Genomic DNA, 17,583 nt, shown 5'->3' on the forward strand with positions numbered 1-17,583 from the left:
ACAATGACTGATCTGTCCTCCGCACTCCAAATCGCCGCCCCCGAGGTTACCCTCGCGGTCGGCGGCCTGGTCCTTCTCATGATCGGTGCTTTCACCGGCGAGAAGTCCACGCGTCTGGTATCGGGCCTGTCGGTCCTGCTGCTGCTGGCGGCGACGGCTCTGACCGTCACCGGCCCGCTGGGGCAGGCGTTCGGCGGTACCTACATCGCTGACCCGCTGGCTGTTTACGGCAAGGCCGTGATCTTCCTGTCGGCTGCTCTGGCCATCGTGCTGGGCGACGTCTGGATGCATCGCAACAACATGGCGAAGTTCGAATACCCTGTCCTGATCACGCTCTCGTCGATCGGTCTGGGCATGATGGCTTCGTCGGGTGACCTGATCTCGATGTACATGGGCATCGAGATGAGCTCGTTGGCTCTGTATGTTCTCGCGGCCTACCGTCGCGACAGCCTGCATGCCTCGGAAGCTGGCCTGAAGTACTTCGTACTGGGCGCGCTTTCGTCGGGTATCCTGCTGTACGGTGCCTCGCTGATCTACGGCTTCGCCGGCTCGATGAAGTTCGACGAAATCGCTGCCTTTGCCTCGAACAACCCGGGTCCGGGTCTGATCTTTGGCATGGTCTTCCTGATCGCTGGTCTGGCGTTCAAGGTTTCGGCTGCTCCGTTCCACATGTGGACGCCTGACGTTTATCAGGGCGCTCCGACCCCGGTCGTGGCTCTGTTCGCCACGGCGCCTAAGGTCGCAGCGATGATCCTGATCGCCCGCGTTCTGATCGACGGCTTCAACCTCGCGCACTTCCAGTGGGCACAGGTTGTGATCCTGATCTCGCTGGTTTCGTTCGCTGTCGGCGCCTTCGGTGGCCTGCTGCAAAAAGACATCCAGCGCCTGCTGGCTTACTCGTCGATCATCAACATCGGCTACGCGCTGCTAGGTATCGCTGCCGGTACCGAGATGGGCGTTCAGGCCATGCTGATGTTCATGACCCTGTATGTCATCGACCAGTTCGGCTTCTTCGCCATCCTGCTGTCGCTCAGCCGCAATGGCCGTCCGATCCGCAACATCTCGGATCTGGCTGGTCTGAAGCAAGAACGTCCGCTGACCGCGATTGCCCTGACTGTACTGGCTCTGTCGGCTGTCGGTATTCCGCCGCTGTCGGGCTTCTGGGGCAAGTTCTACGTCTTCGGTGCCGCTGCTGATGCGGGCTACTGGATGGCGGGTGCTGCTGGTCTGGTCGCCTCGGTTGTGGCTGCCTTCTACTACCTGCGTATCATCAAGGTCATGTGGTTCGACGCTGCTGAAACCGAAGTGAAGACGGACAAGGCTCCGGCTGTCCCGCAATGGATTGGCTGGGCTGCGGCTGCCTTCGCCTTCCCGGTTCTGCTGGTCGCACTGACCTGGCTTGAGCCGCTCACGAAGGCTGCGGCCGCTGGCGTGGGCGTAGGTTAAGGAGCCTTGGCGGCTCCGGTCCTGATCCTACAGGAGACCGACTCGACCAATGCCGAAGCGCGCAAACGCGCCGAGGCGGGCGAGTTCGGTCCCCTGTGGATCGCGGCCAAACGCCAAACCGCCGGACGTGGTCGCAGGGGCCGCGCGTGGGATACCGATACGGGCAATCTGGCCCAGACCCTGCTGCTCACCCTCGAAAAGACACCAATAGAGGCCTCGCAGTTGACGTTTGTCTCTGCGCTAGCGGTCTATGATCTGGTCGCGCGCCATGTCCCGCCCAGTCTGGTGACGATCAAATGGCCCAATGATGTGCTGCTGGATGGCCGCAAGGTCTCCGGCATCCTGCTGGAAAGCGGGCCACTGGGGACAGGGCATATCTGGCTGGCCATCGGCATTGGCGTGAACGTGCTGACTGCACCGACAGGGCTTGAGCGTCCGGCCACGGCCATCGCTGATCACCTATCCGCCGACCGCGTTACGCCGCCTTCGTTTGAAGAAGGAGCCAATGCATTGGCTGAAACCTTCCAACATTGGCTGGATATCTGGACGCAACAGGGCTTCGAGCCGGTCCGTCAGGCGTGGGTGGATCGCACTCCGGGGTTGTACGGCCCTTGTATCGCCCGATTGAGTAACGAAACGCTGGAAGGCACAGCCGACGGAATCGAATCCGACGGTTCGCTGCGTTTAAGGTTAGCGGACGGCACTGTACGGGTGGTATCCGCTGGTGACGTGTTTTTCGGAGTGAACGCCTGATGCTGTTGGCGATTGAACAAGGCAATACCAACACGCTCTTTGCGGTTCACGACGGCGAAAGCTGGATCGCCCAGTGGCGGACTGCCACCGAGGCGACGCGCACCGCCGATGAATACGCGGTTTGGCTGCACCAGTTATTCGTATTGATGGCGGCCAAGACCGGCCGCAGCATCGGCATGACCGACATGGACGGCTGTATTATCTCGTCCGTGGTGCCGCAATCGATCTTCAACCTGCGCAACCTGTCGCGCCGCTATCTGGAGGTGGAACCTCTAGTGATCGGCGAGAATGCCGAGCTGGGCATTGAAGTTCGCATCCCCAAGCCGAGCGAGGCGGGCGCGGACCGTCTGGTGAACGCCATTGGCGCCCTGACGACCTATTCCGGCGACCTGCTGTTGATCGACAGCGGTACAGCCACCACATTCGACATCGTATCGGCTGGTGACGCCCCGGGCACGGGTGCCTTTGAGGGCGGCGTCATCGCGCCGGGTATCAATCTTTCCGTGCAGGCTCTGCACGAAGCGGCAGCGAAACTGCCGCGCATCGCTATTCAACGCCCGTCCGTCGTGATCGGGCGCGACACCGTCACCTCGATGCAGTCGGGGGTTTTCTGGGGCTATGTCGGCCTCATCGACGGGCTCGTCGCGCGCATCAAAGATGAGTGGGGACGTCCGATGACCGTGGTGGGAACCGGCGGCGTCGCGTCTCTGTTCGAAGGGGCGAGCAACAGTATTGACCGGTTTGATCCGGACCTGACCATCCGCGGCCTTTTGGAAATCTGGCGGCGGAATAACCTCCGATAAGGACTGTATGACTCAAGTATCCCAGAACGAACTCGTTTACCTGCCGCTGGGCGGTTCGAACGAGGTCGGCATGAACCTCAATGCTTACGGCTTTGGGCCGGAGCATGATCGCAAATGGATCATCGTCGACGTAGGCGTGACCTTTGGCGATCAGTCGACGCCGGGCGTCGACGTGATTGTGCCCGATCCGGCCTTCCTCGAAGGCGAGGAAATCCTCGGCATCGTGCTGACCCACGCCCACGAAGACCACATCGGTGCTCTGGGCTGGATTTTGCCGCGCATCAGCGCGCCGATTTATGCCACGCCGTTCACGGCCTTCCTCGTTCGCGAAAAGCTGCGCGAACGTAACGTTTTGGACGATGCCGAGCTGAACATCGTCGAACTGGGCGGCAAGGTCGACCTCGGCCCGTTCGAAGTTACGTTCGTCAACATGACGCACTCGATTGCCGAACCGACCGGTCTGGCCATCAAGACGCCGCTGGGCTCCGTCTTGCACACGGGCGACTGGAAGATCGACGACACGCCTGTCGTCGGCACCCCGACCGACGAAAACTTCATCCGCAGCCTCGGAGACGAAGGCGTGCTGGCCATGGTCTGCGATTCCACCAACGTATTCGTTGATGGCGTTGCGGGTTCCGAAGGCGATGTGCGTATCAAGCTTGCTGAACTGATCCAGCCGCTGAAGGGCCGCGTTGCTGTGGGCTGCTTCGCCTCGAACGTCGCCCGTATGGACAGCGTGATCCACGCTGCCGAACTGGCCGGTCGTCGCGTTGCGCTAGCGGGTCGTTCGATGCACCGCATCACGGCTGCCGCCAAGTCGGTCGGTATGCTTGCCGACGTTCAGTTCCTGTCGGAAGAAGAGGCCAAGGTCTGGCCCGCCGACAAGATCCTGTACCTGTGCACCGGCAGCCAGGGCGAGGACCGCGCCGCACTGTCGCGCATCGCCGATGGTACGCACCCGTTCGTGCGTCTGGGTGCTGGCGACCACTGCATCTTCTCGTCGCGCGTCATTCCGGGCAACGAGCTGGGCATCGCCCGTCTGCAGGACAAGCTGGCCGAGAAGGGTGTGCGTATCTACACCGAGAAGGACAGCCGCGGCATCCACGTCTCGGGCCACCCGTGCCGTGACGAACTGCGCCAGATGTATGAGTGGGCCAAGCCGAAGATTTCGGTACCGACCCACGGCCAGCGTCGTCACCTGATCGAGCACGCCAACTTCGCCCGTGATATGGGCGTTACCCAGACCGCAACGCCGAAGAACGGCGAGATCGTCCGTCTGGCTCCGGGTATCGTCGAGATCATCGACGAGGTTCCGGCCGGCCGTCTGTTCGTAGACGGCGGCATGCTGGTCGAGGAACAGGGCGAGGCTCTGCGCGAGCGCAAACATGCGGCCAGCAACGGTATGCTGGTGGTGTCCTTCGCCCTCGACAAGCGCGGCAAGATCGTCAGTGATATCGACATCCGCTCGATCGGCCTTCCGGGCGACGAGAAGAACAAGCTCGAAGAAGTCCTCGATGATCTGGCCGAGCGCGTCGAAGATACGGTCAACGGCCTGAAGGGTGCAGCCCTTGAGGACGAGATCGTGATCGAACAGGCTGTGGCTCGGACGCTGAAAAAGGCCAGCCAGCGCGTCTGGGGCCGTCGTCCAATCGTTGAAACGGTTGTTCTGAGGCTCTGATGACCGACAGGCTGTACCTGCTCAATCCGGATTGGCACGACGATCAGGGCGGCCCATGGTTCTGCCCGCCGGGCGCGATGATCGAGGGCGTTCTCGGCCTCTATCCGCGCCTGCGCGAGCAGATGACCATCACCTATGTCGACCACCCGCGCCCGCGCGCGCTCGTGGTGGCCGAAGTAGGGGAGGCCGACCAATCCTGCCCTATGTTGATCCTCGACGGCGAGTTTGACTGGCCGGATGCTCTCGTCAGCGCCGAAACAGGGGCGCGATATCTCAAGGACGGCGACATTCTGCCGTATTGGGCGGCCCGCTACGGTATTGGCCGCCCGCACCCCTAAAGGGATTGGACCGGATCAGCCCGCTGTCACCTTGTGATAGTTGGGCTTGTCCAGTTCGCCGATCTCCACGCTGATCTGGCGCGGACCATCATATTGGGTCAAAGCCGCAACCAGGGCCTGTTGCACTGCCTGACCCAGAGCGGTCTTCTGCTCCTGCGTGCGTCCCGTGAGGATGCGCAGATCACAGTGCACCATGGCCTGAGCAGGCGATCCGTCCGCAATCACCAGATCCTCTGCCCGTACAATCCGGGTCTTGCATGATTCCAGCGTCGCACCGGTATGCACTTCGCACAGATGGTGGATGTCCAGCGCCAGTGCGCGGAAGTCGGCGTTGTCGAAATGGGTGGAGTGTTCGAGCATAATCTGTGGCATGACGGGTCCTGAGATTGGGTGACTGTCATCTACGCCGTGCGTGGGCTGGCGTCACCCTTACGTGCTTGTCTTTGGGGATGTGTCTATGCCGCTGGGTCCTTTCACCCTTGTCGCTATCTATCTGACGTCGTGGTGGATCGTACTGTTTATGATCCTGCCACTGGGTATGAGCGGTCAGGTGGACGCGCCCCCGACGGACGGCTCACAGTGGGGGGCACCGAAGAACCCCAATCTGAAGAAGAAATTCATCACCACGACCTGGGTTTCGGCCATCGTCTGGGTCGTCATCGTGGGTGTGATCTGGTCGGGTATCATCCCCGTGCCCGAGATCGATCCGTCGCGTCTGCCGGCGCTTTAAAGCGCGTCTCAAACCCATTTTTCCGGCGGCGTGCGTTGCCATGCCAAAGCCCTAGGGGCTAATCACTCCGGACAAGATTCAGGAAAGCCTACCCCATGCGTCTGTCGCGCTATTTTCTGCCGACCCTCAAGGAAGCCCCTTCGGATGCCCAGATCGTCTCGCACCAGCTGATGCTGCGTGCAGGCATGATCAAGCAGGAAGCCGCGGGCATCTATGCCTGGCTGCCGTTGGGCCTGCGTGTTCTGCGCAAGATCGAAAACATCGTCCGCGAAGAGCAGACCAAGGCAGGCGCTGTCGAGCTGCTGATGCCGACGCTGCAACTGGCAGACCTGTGGCGCGAGTCGGGCCGCTATGACGCCTATGGTCCGGAGATGCTGCGCATTACCGACCGTCACGAGCGCGAACTGCTGTACGGACCGACCAACGAGGAAATGGTCACGGACATCTTCCGTGGCTATGTGAAGTCCTACAAGTCGCTGCCGCTGAACCTCTTCCACATCCAGTGGAAGTTCCGTGACGAGCGCCGTCCGCGCTTTGGCGTGATGCGTGGCCGCGAGTTCCTGATGAAGGACGCTTACTCGTTCGACATCGACGAAGCGTCGGCCCGTATCGCCTACAAGCGTATGTTTGCGGCCTACCTGAACACCTTCTCGCGTCTGGGCCTCAAGGCCGTGCCTATGCGCGCCGACACCGGCCCGATCGGTGGCGACCTTTCGCACGAGTTCATCGTTCTGGCCGACACCGGCGAGAGCGAAGTCTTCTGCGACCGTAAGCTGGTGGAAATGGCCCCTCCGGGTCACGACCTGAGCATCGAGCAACTGGAAGCCGTGTTTGACGAGCGCACCGCGCTATACGCCGCCACCGAAGAAATGCACGACGCGGACCGCTTCGCTGCTGAAACGGCAGAGGGCGACCGCCTGTCGGCCCGCGGTATCGAAGTCGGCCACATCTTCTACTTCGGCACCAAATACTCGGCCCCGATGAAGGCCAAAGTCGCTGGTCCGGACGGCAAGGACACCGAAGTCCACATGGGCTCGTACGGCGTCGGCGTCTCGCGTCTGCTGGGTGCGATCATCGAAGCCAGCCACGACGACGCGGGGATCATCTGGCCGGATTCGGTCGCGCCCTTCGACGTCGCCGTCATTTCGATGCGCGCTTCGGACGAAGCCGTCTCGGCGGCTTGTGAAGATGCGGTGAAGCGTCTGGAAGCCGCTGGCGTCGACGTTCTGTACGACGACACCGACGAGCGCCCGGGCGGCAAATTCGCCACTGCCGATCTTATTGGCATTCCGTGGCAACTGGTTATCGGTCCTAAGGGTTTGGCTGACGGCGTGGTTGAACTGAAACGACGCGCGACGGGTGAAAAGCAAACCCTGTCGCTGGATGCTGCTGTGGAGCTGCTTACGAAATGACCGAACACGCGACCGGATCCGTTCCGTCGCCGTCCCCCGCATCGCGCCCGTCGGGCCCGTTCTCCTCTTGGGAGATCGGGCTGGCGCTGCGTTACCTCCGCGCCAAGCGCAAGGAGGGCGGGGTGGCCCTGATCGCCATCATCAGTTTTGTCGGCATCATGCTGGCTGTGGCGGTGTTGATCAGCGTGATGAGTATTATGGCGGGCTTCCGCGGTACGCTCATGGACCGGATCTTGTCGTTCAACGGCCATATGTACGTTCAGGGGCCGGTGTTGTGGGCTGCGGACCGCGACGCCACCCTGAAGCGACTGACGGACTTGCCTGGTGTGGCGTCGGTCAGTCCCTATACCGAGAACGCGGCCATGTTCCGCGTGGCCGGTGCCGCAACAGGCGGCATTGTCCGCGGCGTGCGTCCGCAGGACCTGCAAGCTTCCAAATACATCTATGAATCGCTCGACGATGCGGCCAAGGCCAGCTTCGGCAAGGGCGAGTGGGGCGGCGATAACGTCCTGATCGGCAAGACGCTGGCCAATGAGATGGGTCTGCGTGTAGGCGATCCTATCAGCCTGTACTCTCCGACAGGTGCTGACAGCGCCTTCGGCAATCTGGGCGGTCTGGAAAAGACCTATATCGTCGGCGGTATCTATACTTCCGGTGCGTCGGACTATGATCGCGCCTACGTCTTCATGCCGCTGGAACAGGCTCAACTGTTCTTCGGCAAGGACGGCGTCTGGGACGTGATCGAGATGAAGGTCGACCAGCCTGACAAGGTCGAGACCATGATCGCGCCTGTGACACAGCTTGCTGGACCCGGTGCCGTTGTTACAGACTGGCGTAACCGTCAGGCCGCCATCTGGGGGGCCCTGAAGGTCGAGCGCGTGGCCATGAGCATCATTCTGGGCATGGTGGTCGCAATCGCCGCCATGAACATCATCAGCGGCATCGTCATGCTGGTGAAGAACAAGACCCGCGACATCGCCATCCTGCGCACTATCGGTGCCAGCCAGTCGGCGATCCTGCGGATCTTCTTCGTGTCGGGTGCAGCCATCGGCATTGGGGGTACTATTGCCGGTCTGACGCTGGGCCTGCTGTTCTGCCTGAACATCGGCTCGATCCAGCACTTCCTCGAAGCCCTGCTGGGCGTCCAGTTGTTCAATGCGGACGTCTATATGCTCGATTCCATTCCGGCGGACGTCGATCCGTGGGACGTGACGTGGGTCGCGGTCTTCTCCTTCTTCATGAGCTGCCTCGCCAGCTTGCCGCCGTCGTGGAACGCGTCGCGCATTGATCCGGTGGAGGCTCTACGCTTTGAATAAGTTGCTCAAGAGAAAGACCGCCACGGCTCCGGTCGAAGGCGCGCCGACGCTCTCGCTGCGCGGCGTGACCCGTACCTATAAGACGGGGCAGGGCGGTTTAACGGTGCTTAAGGGTGTCGATCTAGACATCATGCCGGGCGAGGTTGTTGGCCTTATCGGTCCATCGGGTTCGGGCAAGTCGTCGCTGCTGCATGCTGCGGGCCTTTTGGAGCGCCCGACCTCGGGTCAGGTGATGATTGACGGCGAAGACGTCGGCGCTCTGGACGAGCGTGCGCGCACGCGCATCCGTCTGGGCCGCATCGGCTTCGTCTATCAGTTCCACCATCTGCTGCCCGAGTTCGACGCACTCGACAACGTGGCCTTGCCGATGCGTATCGCTGGCGTGCGCGAGGCGGAGGCCCGCGCGCGTGCGACCGAAATGCTGGCGGCGCTGGGGCTAGGCGAGCGTGTGACGCACCAACCGGCCCAGTTGTCGGGTGGCGAGCAACAGCGTGTGGCCATTGCCCGCGCACTGGCTAACAGCCCGCGCTTGCTGCTGGCCGACGAGCCGACCGGCAACCTTGATCCGACGACCAGCCATACTGTGTTTGAAGCCTTGCGCCGTCTGGCCAAGGAGGAGGGTGTCGCGGCTCTGATCGCGACCCACAACATGGAACTGGCCGGACATATGGACCGCGTCTTCGCTCTGAAGGACGGCCATCTGGAAGAGCGCAAGGCCGAGAGCCAAACATGGTGAAATGGAGGGTATTTTAATACCAACCTTCGGGTATTTTAATACCAACTAATAAAAATCGTTCTACTTCAATGCTCTAGCGATTTTTCGGCCTGTGGATTGACGTTGACGTTCTCCGCAACCCGCATTATCAAGCCCACCAATGTCCTCCCCAAGCGGGACGGACTGTTTTTACGTCTTTAGGACCCTCATAATGCTGAAGAGCACTACGGCTGCACAAAAGCCGGCTGAGGTCGAAAAGAAGTGGATCCATATCGACGCTGAAGGCGTCGTGGTGGGCCGTCTTGCGACCTTCATCGCTAACCGCCTGCGCGGTAAGCACCTGCCGACCTACACCCCGCACGTTGACATGGGCGACTACGTCGTCGTCACCAACGTCGATAAGGTTGTATTCACCGGCAAGAAGAACACCGACAAGGTTTACTACCGCCACACCGGTCACCCGGGCGGTATCAAGGAAACCACCCCGGAGAAGGTCCTGAACGGCCGTTTCCCGGAGCGCGTTCTTGAGAAAGCCGTTGAGCGTATGCTGCCGAAAGAGTCGCCGCTGGCTCGCGCGCAGATGACTCACCTGCGTCTGTTCGCTGGTTCGGAACACGACCACGCCGCCCAACAGCCGACCACCATCGACTTCAAGTCGATGTCGGCCAAGAACACCCGGAGCGCATAAGCATGACTGACGCGATTCAAGAAACCGCTGAAGGCTTCGACGCTCTGAAGGGCCTCGGCACTGAAGCTGCTGCTGTTGTTGCTGAACCGAAGATCGACGCCCTGGGCCGCTCGTACTCGACCGGCAAGCGTAAGAACGCTATCGCCCGCGTCTGGGTGAAGCGCGGCACTGGCAAGATCACGGTCAACGGCAAAGAACTGAACGACTATTTCGCTCGTCCGGTTCTGCAAATGATGGTTGCTCAGCCGCTAAACGTTGCTGACCGCCTGACCCAATACGACGTCGTCTGCACCGTCACCGGTTCGGGTCTGTCGGGTCAAGCTGGCGCAATCCGTCACGGCCTGTCGCACGCTCTGACTCACTACGAACCGGAACTGCGCAAGGTTCTGAAGCCGCACGGCTTCCTGACCCGCGACAGCCGCGTCGTTGAACGTAAGAAGTACGGCCGCGCAAAAGCACGCCGCAGCTTCCAGTTCTCGAAGCGCTAATCGCTTTACCGCGATCGGTATTTGGAAAGGGCGTTCCGGAGAAATCCGGGGCGCTCTTTTCTTTTGGGCTTTCTGCGCATTGTTCGCGCGGGCCAAGCCTATTATGTCAGCGTCGCCGCACCGTTGCGGCTTAGGGATTAGAGTGAGTTGACCCACACCATCTACATCGACGGCGAGGCCGGTACGACCGGTCTGGAAATCCGCGAACGCCTTGAGGCGCGCACCGACCTGCAACTGATGTTGCTGGGCGACCGACGTCGTGATGTGGAAGCCCGACGCGAGGCGCTGAACAGCGCCGATGCCGTTATCCTGTGCCTGCCGGATGATGCGGCCAAGGAAGCCGTGTCGATGATCGAGAACGATAAGGTTCGCGTAATCGACGCCTCGACGGCTTATCGCGTCGATCCGAACTGGGTTTACGGCTTTGCCGAAATGGACGCGGGCCAGCGCGAGGCCATCGCCAGCTCGACCCGCGTGTCGAACCCCGGCTGCTATCCGACCGGCTTCATCGCCCTGATGCGTCCGCTCGTCGCGGCAGGCATTGTGCCTGCGGATCATCCGGTCACCGTAAACGCCGTGTCCGGCTATTCGGGCGGCGGCAAGCAGATGATCGCCGAGTTTGAAGCTGCCAAAGAATCTGAGGGGGCCGCTTCGACCGCGTTCCGTGGGTATGGCCTGTCGCTGAAGCACAAGCACGTGCCGGAAATGACCAAGCACACGGGCCTGCAACAGCCTGTGCTGTTCTCGCCAGCCGTGGGCAACTATCGCCAAGGCATGCTGGTGGAAGTGCCGCTGCATCTGGTCAGCCTGTCGCAAGGCGCGTCGGTGGAAAGCATCCACGCGGCTCTGGCTGCGGCCTATGAAGGCCAGCGTTTCGTCGAGGTTGTCGATCTGGCAGCCTCGGAAGCCATGACCGGCATCGAGCCGGAAGCGCTGAATGGCACCAACACCGTGCGTCTGCATGTGTTCGGCGACCGCAACGGCGGTCAAGTCCGCCTGGTTGCGATGCTGGACAATCTGGGCAAGGGCGCATCGGGCGCTGCGGTCCAGAACCTCAACATTATGCTGGGTCTGGACGAAGCCACCGGCCTTCGCTGAACCCGACACAAGCTGTGAAAAAGGCCCGCTCCGATATCTCGGGGCGGGCCTTTCGCTGTTCAGAAGGCGAGGGGGCTTTAGCCCACCTTCACCCGCATGGCGGCTTCCGGCAGGTCCTCGCCAAAGGCGCGCTGATAGAACTCAGCGATGGTGGGGCGCTCCAGCTCGTCGCACTTGTTCAGGAAGGTCAGGCGGAAGGCGGTACCCACGTCGCCGAAGATCTCGACGTTCTGGGCCCAAGTGATGACCGTACGCGGCGACATAACGGTCGAGATGTCGCCGTTCATGAAGGCGTTGCGCGTCATGTCGGCGACACGAACCATCGCGGCGATTTGGCGACGGCCATTCTCGTCGGCGTACTGCGGCACCTTGGCGGCGACGATCTCGGCTTCCACATCATGGTCGAGATAGTTCAGCGTGGTGACGATGTTCCAGCGGTCGAGCTGGGCCTGGTTGATCTGCTGTGCGCCGTGATACAGGCCCGTGGTGTCACCCAGACCCACGGTGTTGGCGGTGGCGAACAGGCGGAAGTACGGGTTCGGGCGAATGACGCGGTTCTGGTCCAGGAGGGTCAGAGCGCCTTGCGCCTCCAGCACGCGCTGGATCACGAACATCACATCCGGACGTCCGGCATCATATTCGTCAAACACGAGGGCGACGGGGCGTTGCAATGCCCACGGCAGGATGCCTTCGCGGAATTCGGTAATCTGCTTGCCGTCTTTCAGGACGATGGCGTCCTTGCCGATCAGGTCGATACGGCTGACGTGGCTGTCGAGGTTGATACGCACCAGCGGCCAGTTCAGACGGGCGGCGACCTGCTCGATGTGGGTCGACTTACCCGTGCCGTGATAGCCCTGAACCATCACGCGGCGGTCGAACGCAAAGCCTGCACAGATGGCAATCGTGGTCTGCGGGTCGAACTTGTATGTCGGATCGATTTCCGGAACGTGGCTGTCGCGCTCGTCGAAGACCGGAACAAGCATGTCGGAATCAATGCCAAACACCTCGCGCAGCGTCACCTTGCGGTGCGGGGCCAAGGTCAGCAGCGGATCAATGTTGGCGTCGAGCGGAGAGGTCATGGCAATCCATTAGAGCGGGCGCGTTCATGGCTCAACCGCCATCAACTGATACGATCGGGAGTTTAGGCGGCGTGACCGGCCTTTTTAAGCGTCTTGTACGCTTTGATCACGTTCTGGAGTTTTGTCTCGGTAGCGCGGTCGCCGCCGTTGGTGTCGGGGTGGAAGCGTTTGAGCAGCTCGTGATAGCGCGCCTTGACCGCTTCCTTTGCCGCGCCGGGCTCCATACCCAGTTCGGCCATCGCCTGACGCTCCAGCTTGCCCATGCGCGCCTCGGCCTCGGACATGACGGGTCCAGCCTGATCGTTCACGCGACGCTCGAACAAGCCAAAGCTGTCCTGCCAGCCATTGGGGTTGGCAGCGCCACCGCCCATTTTGGCATTGATGGCTGCGTTGACGCGTGAGTTGCGGCTGACCTTCATGTCCCACGTCGGGCGTCCGCCCGTCATGGCTTCATTTTCTTGGGCGGCGCGAATCTGCCCCTCGGTCATGCCCGCGTAGAAGTTCCAGCTCTTGTTGTACTGGGACGCGTGGGGCTGACAGAAGTTATAGAAATCGTTCAGGCGTTCGCGCGACTTGGGCGCACGTGCAGTGGCCGGTTTTGAACAGCCTTCGAAGTCGCACGGCTTTTCGCCGGGCTTCAGGTGCAGTACGTCTTCGGTCGCCGCCTCTTCTTCGGGCTTGGGCGGCTTCACCCGAATATCGGTGAAACGGGGTTTGTATTCGAATGACGCAGACATCGTTGCAAGTGTAAGCCTGATTTGGACTGCTTCAAGGACTTGACCTATGTCCGAAGGCCCTGTGGCGCAAATTATCCGACAAAAGTTGGATGCCGCGCTCTCTCCGCAACGTTTGTTGATCGAGGATGACAGCTGGCGGCACGCTGGCCACCATCACGACGGCGGCATGGATGCCCAGCCCGGCGGCGAGAGCCACTTCAACCTGACCGTAGTCAGTGCTGCGTTTGAAGGGCAATCCCGCGTCAATCGCCAGCGCATGGTCCAAAAGCTGTTGGCCGATGAACTGGCGGGCCCGATCCACGCCCTGTCGATCTCGGCAAAAACTCCGACTGAGGATGAAAAATAATAACGTTGTTCGGCGTTCATCCTGTCTTAGCGACTCGACCATAATGTCGCCGCCAACGAAATAGCCGTGGGACGCGAGGGGCGGCCAATATGGTGGGTGGTGGAAGTATCGGGCGTGGCCTACATGGCGACGTGCCGGGCTCGGCTGGTCAAGCGCTGAGCGCAATTTTAGAGACGCAGTATCTCAGGTACCTGATCATCGTCAGCTGGGGTGTCGCTATGTGCGCCACAGTGGGCCTGAAGGTCGGGATGGCGTGGTTTGTGGCCACGCTGACGGCAGGCATGCTGCGTAGTCTGGCAGAGCGCCGCGCGAGCCGTCGGGAGCAGAACGACTGGGGCACAATCTTCCTTGCGGTGGCGACCTTGTCGACCGTCGCTTGGGCGGCGGCTCCGTTGCTGGCGTGGTTTTCCGGCCGATCCTTCGGTCAGGAGATGGCCGTGGCCCTTTTGGCCTCTGGCTATGTGTTGGTTTTCGCGCAACTGCGAAACTCCCCGCGTCAGGCCGTGCTGATCTCGTCGCCCTATGGCGGCGCAGCCGTCATCATCGCTTCCTCGCTTTGGGGCACGCCCGAGTTCTGGGCGTTTCTGGCGATGGGTCCGCTTATGTTGGGCGGTCTGTTCGTGCTGGTCTTGATGACCATGCTGCGCGAAGAGCGGATCATCGCCTTCCAGGAGCACCAGACCCACTTGATCGCCGAACTGGAAGCAGCGCGCGACAAGGCCGATGCGGCCAATACCGCCAAATCCAGTTTCCTCGGTGTGATTTCGCACGAACTTCGCACGCCCATGAACGGCGTTCTGGGTGCGGCTCAGTTGTTGAGCGCTTCACGCCTCGATGCCCAGCAGCGCGAGATGCTGTCTATCATCCGCAACTCGGGCGACAGCCTGCTTTCTCTGCTGAACGACATCCTTGATCTGACCAAGATCGAGGCGGGCAAGATGTCTTTTGAAGTGGTCGATATCGACCTCGATGCGCTCCATCGCCGCCTGCTGTCGCCATTTGAAGCACAGGCGAGGGCGAAAGGCCTCGTTATCACGCCGGTCTTTAGCGGTGAGGTGCCAGCGATTGTGCGCGGGGATCCTCTGCGTGTTTCGCAAATCCTGTCCAACCTGCTGTCGAACGCCGTGAAGTTCACGGACAAGGGCGAGATTCGCTACGGCGTCTTCGGTCGCAGGATTGCGGACAACCGCGTTGCTTTTGAATTCTCGGTCGAGGATTCGGGGGCCGGTATCGCGCCGGATGACCTGCAACGACTGTTCCAGCCCTTCACCCAGATCGACAACTCGTCGACGCGTAAATATGGCGGCACGGGACTTGGCCTGACCATTTCTCGTCGACTGGCCAATATCATGCAGGGTGATATTCATGTTGTTTCTGAAGTTGGCGTAGGTTCCACCTTCACCTTCATGGTCGAGGCCGAAGTCGTCGCGTGGGACGATCAGGTGGTCGAAGAAACCGAAGCCAGCGCACAAGGCGAGGTCGAAGGTCTTAACGTGTTGGTCGTCGAGGACCACCCGGTGAACCGGATGATCCTCGAAGCGTGGATGGGCAGCAACGGGCATCAGGCCACGACAGCCGAACACGGCGGGATGGCGGTTGAGCAGGCTTCGACACAGGCCTTCGATCTAATTGTCATGGACGTGAACATGCCGGTCATGGACGGGCTGGAGGCGACCCGCCAGATTCGTCAGGGCTCATCACTGAATGCGGAAACGCCCATCATCGTCTTGTCGGCCTCTGCTCGCGTTGAGGACCATCAGGCAGGGTTCGATGCCGGTGCCGATGCCTATCTGAACAAGCCGATCGATTTCAGGCAGTTGGCTACATACATGAACCGGTCATGTGAGGGGCGGGCCGCCCTGCGAGGACTTAGCGCAACGACGGAGCTGGCCCACTTTGCCGCCTAGGTGAGGTCGGGAAAGAATAAGCTTAATCATGCGCTTCCATTCGGCGGCCAAGGCGTTAGCCTATGGGAATGATTATCGATCCCGCCGCCGTTACTGCCTTGCCGCCCACTCTGGCTGAAATCGACAAGCGTCTGAGCGCAGACGCTGTCGTCATTGCCAAGGCCATCGACATGCTGGGTGGCTTTGCGATCAACCTGGTGATCGCGCTGGTAATCTTCGTTGTCACGCTGGTGGCGGCGAAATGGGCCAGTTCTGCAGCGCGCAAAATCCTGTCGCGCACCCGCGCGGTGCGTCGCGATCCGACAGTTTTGGCATTCCTCGTTCAGATCGTGCGGGTCGTGGTGATCGTGATCGGTATGATTGCGGTGCTTCAGCGACTGGGCGTCCAGACGACTTCGATCATTGCCGTGCTGGGCGCAGCGTCGCTGGCTGTGGGTCTGGCGCTTCAGGGTACGCTATCCAACGTGGCGGCAGGTGTGATGCTGCTCCTGTTGCGTCCATATCGTGTGGGCGAGGTTATCGAGATCGGCGGCGTTACGGGGCAGGTCCAGAAGCTGGACCTGTTCACCACCCAACTGTCGACCGCAGGAAGCAGCAAGGTGATCGTGCCGAACGCTAAGGTGCTGGGCGACGTGATCACCAACCTCAGCGGCCAAACCAATCGCCGCATCGAAATCCATTTCACCGTGGGTTACGGCGAGAACCTCAACAAGGTTCGCGAGATTCTGACGAACACCGCGATTGGCCATTTTCGCGTGCTGAAAGAGCCCTCGGTATGGTGCGGTGTGACGGCCTTACAGGATAGTGCCGTTCAAGTGACCTTGCAGGCTTGGGTGCGGTCCGACGACCACTTCCAGACGCAGTCAGACCTTATTCAAGCGGGTAAAGAAGCGCTGGATCGTGCCGGCGTCGAGATTCCATACCCGCATCAAGTCTCAATCAATCACGGCGAACTGGCGATGATGCCAGCGCCGGACCAAGCCCCCGTTCAGAAAGACTGAGTGCGTTGCGTTACGATTTTGCCTCCGACAACACCGCAGGGATGGCTCCGTCCGCGCTAAAGGCGCTGGTGGATGCCAACCAGGATTTCGCAGCGGGATATGGAGCGGACGCCTACTCAGCAAAGGCTGCCGATGCAGTTCGCGGATTGCTGGATGTGGATGCCGATGTTCGTTTCGTATTCAGCGGAACGGCAGCGAACTCCATTGCGCTTTCGATGCTGGCCCAGCCTTTCGAGGCAGTTTTGGCGCACCATACGGCGCACGTCTGTACGGATGAAACCGGCGCGCCCGGTTTCTTCGGCCATGGCATGGGTCTGATCGGCTTGCCGGGGTACTCGGGCAAGATCGACGTGGATGGCCTGTGCGCCGCTCTGGACGAGCCTGTCGTCGGCCATCGTCAACCTCCCGCTGCCCTGACCCTGACCCAAGCCACCGAATACGGCACGGTTTACAGCGAAGACGAGATGGCGCTGCTGATCCGCATGGCTAAGGGAGCCAATCTGGGCGTGCACGTTGATGGCGCGCGTCTGGCCAACGCGGTGGCTGCGGGCTTTGACCCCAAGTCGTTGGGACGTATGGGCGTCGATATCATCAGTCTGGGTGGCGCAAAGGCCGGTGCACACGGTGTCGAAGCCTTGGTGGTGCTCAACCGTTCGCTTTCGTCGCGTCTGGACAACCGGTTGAAGCAATCCGGTCAGACCGCATCGAAGGGCCGTCTGTTGGCTGCGCCTTTGGGTGGGCTAATCCAGAGTGGCGAGTGGCTTTCCGGCGCTCAGAACGCCAACGCTATGGCGCAGCGTCTGGCCGATGGGATTGAAGCCTCCACGCCGTTCGTGCTGGCCCATCCGGTGGAATCCAACACTGTCTTCGTGCGTATGTCGGACGAAGCCTTGGCAGCGGTCCGGAACAAAGGTTTCGCGGTTTACGCATTCGATGACGGTTCCGTTCGTTTTGTATGCTCGTGGGCAACGAAAACCGAGGCAGTTGATGAACTTATCGCTGTCTTGAGCAATTTGGACTGAGGGGCTTTGCCCCATAGGCCGCAAAC

At 61.0% G+C, this 17,583-nt stretch carries 19 protein-coding genes; 16 read left to right on the forward strand and 3 right to left on the reverse strand.

Features of this window, described 5'->3' with window-relative positions; translation table 11 throughout:
* Positions 1–3: 3 nt before the first annotated feature.
* The 5 genes from nuoN to LOX95_RS04640 are packed head-to-tail and all read left to right on the forward strand — an operon-like array spanning position 4 to position 5,018.
* Entirely contained in the window at positions 4–1,446 is a 1,443-nt protein-coding gene (gene nuoN, locus LOX95_RS04620; protein WP_242913297.1) for an NADH-quinone oxidoreductase subunit NuoN, read from the forward strand.
* A 6-nt stretch (positions 1,447–1,452) separates the two neighbouring features.
* Entirely contained in the window at positions 1,453–2,199 is a 747-nt protein-coding gene (locus tag LOX95_RS04625; protein WP_242913298.1) for a biotin--[acetyl-CoA-carboxylase] ligase, read from the forward strand.
* Complete coding sequence (locus tag LOX95_RS04630) at positions 2,196–3,002, forward strand: type III pantothenate kinase (RefSeq protein WP_242913609.1); 807 nt, start codon at positions 2,196–2,198, stop codon at positions 3,000–3,002. Before LOX95_RS04625 ends, LOX95_RS04630 begins: the two co-directional genes overlap by 4 nt.
* Before the next feature lie 7 nt (positions 3,003–3,009).
* The gene (locus LOX95_RS04635) at positions 3,010–4,680 is read left to right on the forward strand and encodes a ribonuclease J (protein WP_242913299.1); all 1,671 of its coding nucleotides are present in this window, start codon (positions 3,010–3,012) and stop codon (positions 4,678–4,680) included.
* Complete coding sequence (locus LOX95_RS04640) at positions 4,680–5,018, forward strand: DUF3088 family protein (RefSeq protein ID WP_242913300.1); 339 nt, start codon at positions 4,680–4,682, stop codon at positions 5,016–5,018. The genes LOX95_RS04635 and LOX95_RS04640 overlap by 1 nt, the downstream gene beginning before the upstream one ends.
* Before the next feature lie 15 nt (positions 5,019–5,033).
* Here the strand turns inward: LOX95_RS04640 and LOX95_RS04645 are convergent, their stop codons facing one another.
* The gene (locus tag LOX95_RS04645; protein WP_242913301.1) at positions 5,034–5,390 is read right to left on the reverse strand and encodes a 5-carboxymethyl-2-hydroxymuconate Delta-isomerase; all 357 of its coding nucleotides are present in this window, start codon (positions 5,388–5,390) and stop codon (positions 5,034–5,036) included.
* 85 nt (positions 5,391–5,475) lie between these two features.
* On the opposite strand from LOX95_RS04645, the gene LOX95_RS04650 reads away from it, so the two are divergent.
* The 7 genes from LOX95_RS04650 to argC all read left to right on the forward strand — a co-directional run bounded on the left by LOX95_RS04650 (position 5,476) and on the right by argC (position 11,465).
* On the forward strand, positions 5,476–5,748 hold the full coding sequence (locus LOX95_RS04650; protein ID WP_242913302.1) for a DUF1467 family protein: 273 nt from the start codon (positions 5,476–5,478) through the stop codon (positions 5,746–5,748).
* 95 nt (positions 5,749–5,843) lie between these two features.
* Complete coding sequence (proS, locus tag LOX95_RS04655) at positions 5,844–7,160, forward strand: proline--tRNA ligase (RefSeq protein WP_242913303.1); 1,317 nt, start codon at positions 5,844–5,846, stop codon at positions 7,158–7,160.
* Positions 7,157–8,476 (forward strand): lipoprotein-releasing ABC transporter permease subunit, encoded by a 1,320-nt coding sequence (locus tag LOX95_RS04660; protein WP_242913304.1) that lies wholly within the window; start codon positions 7,157–7,159, stop codon positions 8,474–8,476. Before proS ends, LOX95_RS04660 begins: the two co-directional genes overlap by 4 nt.
* Positions 8,469–9,212, forward strand: a complete 744-nt coding sequence (locus tag LOX95_RS04665; RefSeq protein WP_242913305.1) for an ABC transporter ATP-binding protein — start codon at positions 8,469–8,471, stop codon at positions 9,210–9,212. The genes LOX95_RS04660 and LOX95_RS04665 overlap by 8 nt, the downstream gene beginning before the upstream one ends.
* Positions 9,213–9,402: 190 nt before the next feature.
* Positions 9,403–9,879 (forward strand): 50S ribosomal protein L13, encoded by a 477-nt coding sequence (gene rplM, locus LOX95_RS04670; RefSeq protein ID WP_242913306.1) that lies wholly within the window; start codon positions 9,403–9,405, stop codon positions 9,877–9,879.
* 2 nt (positions 9,880–9,881) lie between these two features.
* Positions 9,882–10,367, forward strand: a complete 486-nt coding sequence (gene rpsI / locus LOX95_RS04675) for a 30S ribosomal protein S9 (protein WP_242913307.1) — start codon at positions 9,882–9,884, stop codon at positions 10,365–10,367.
* 147 nt (positions 10,368–10,514) lie between these two features.
* Entirely contained in the window at positions 10,515–11,465 is a 951-nt protein-coding gene (gene argC, locus LOX95_RS04680; RefSeq protein ID WP_242913308.1) for an N-acetyl-gamma-glutamyl-phosphate reductase, read from the forward strand.
* Positions 11,466–11,542: 77 nt separating this feature from the next.
* On the opposite strand, the gene cobS is transcribed toward argC, so the two are convergent.
* Positions 11,543–12,544, reverse strand: coding sequence for a cobaltochelatase subunit CobS (gene cobS / locus LOX95_RS04685; protein WP_242913309.1), 1,002 nt, complete (start codon positions 12,542–12,544; stop codon positions 11,543–11,545).
* 62 nt (positions 12,545–12,606) lie between these two features.
* Positions 12,607–13,281, reverse strand: coding sequence for a J domain-containing protein (locus tag LOX95_RS04690; protein ID WP_242913310.1), 675 nt, complete (start codon positions 13,279–13,281; stop codon positions 12,607–12,609).
* 46 nt (positions 13,282–13,327) lie between these two features.
* Here LOX95_RS04690 and LOX95_RS04695 point away from each other — a divergent pair, with 46 nt between their 5' ends.
* The 4 genes from LOX95_RS04695 to LOX95_RS04710 all read left to right on the forward strand — a co-directional run bounded on the left by LOX95_RS04695 (position 13,328) and on the right by LOX95_RS04710 (position 17,557).
* Positions 13,328–13,627 (forward strand): BolA family protein, encoded by a 300-nt coding sequence (locus LOX95_RS04695; protein WP_242913311.1) that lies wholly within the window; start codon positions 13,328–13,330, stop codon positions 13,625–13,627.
* 89 nt (positions 13,628–13,716) lie between these two features.
* Positions 13,717–15,534 carry a response regulator gene (locus LOX95_RS04700; RefSeq protein ID WP_242913312.1) on the forward strand — a complete coding sequence of 606 codons (1,818 nt, stop codon included), beginning with the start codon at positions 13,717–13,719 and terminating at the stop codon, positions 15,532–15,534.
* Positions 15,535–15,602: 68 nt separating this feature from the next.
* A complete protein-coding gene (locus LOX95_RS04705; RefSeq protein ID WP_242913313.1) occupies positions 15,603–16,535 on the forward strand; it encodes a mechanosensitive ion channel family protein in 933 nt (310 codons plus the stop codon).
* Positions 16,536–16,540: 5 nt separating this feature from the next.
* The gene (locus tag LOX95_RS04710; RefSeq protein ID WP_242913314.1) at positions 16,541–17,557 is read left to right on the forward strand and encodes a threonine aldolase family protein; all 1,017 of its coding nucleotides are present in this window, start codon (positions 16,541–16,543) and stop codon (positions 17,555–17,557) included.
* Positions 17,558–17,583: the final 26 nt, after the last annotated feature.

The organism is Brevundimonas pishanensis (genome assembly GCF_022750635.1).
Taxonomy (GTDB): Bacteria; Pseudomonadota; Alphaproteobacteria; order Caulobacterales; family Caulobacteraceae; genus Brevundimonas; species Brevundimonas pishanensis.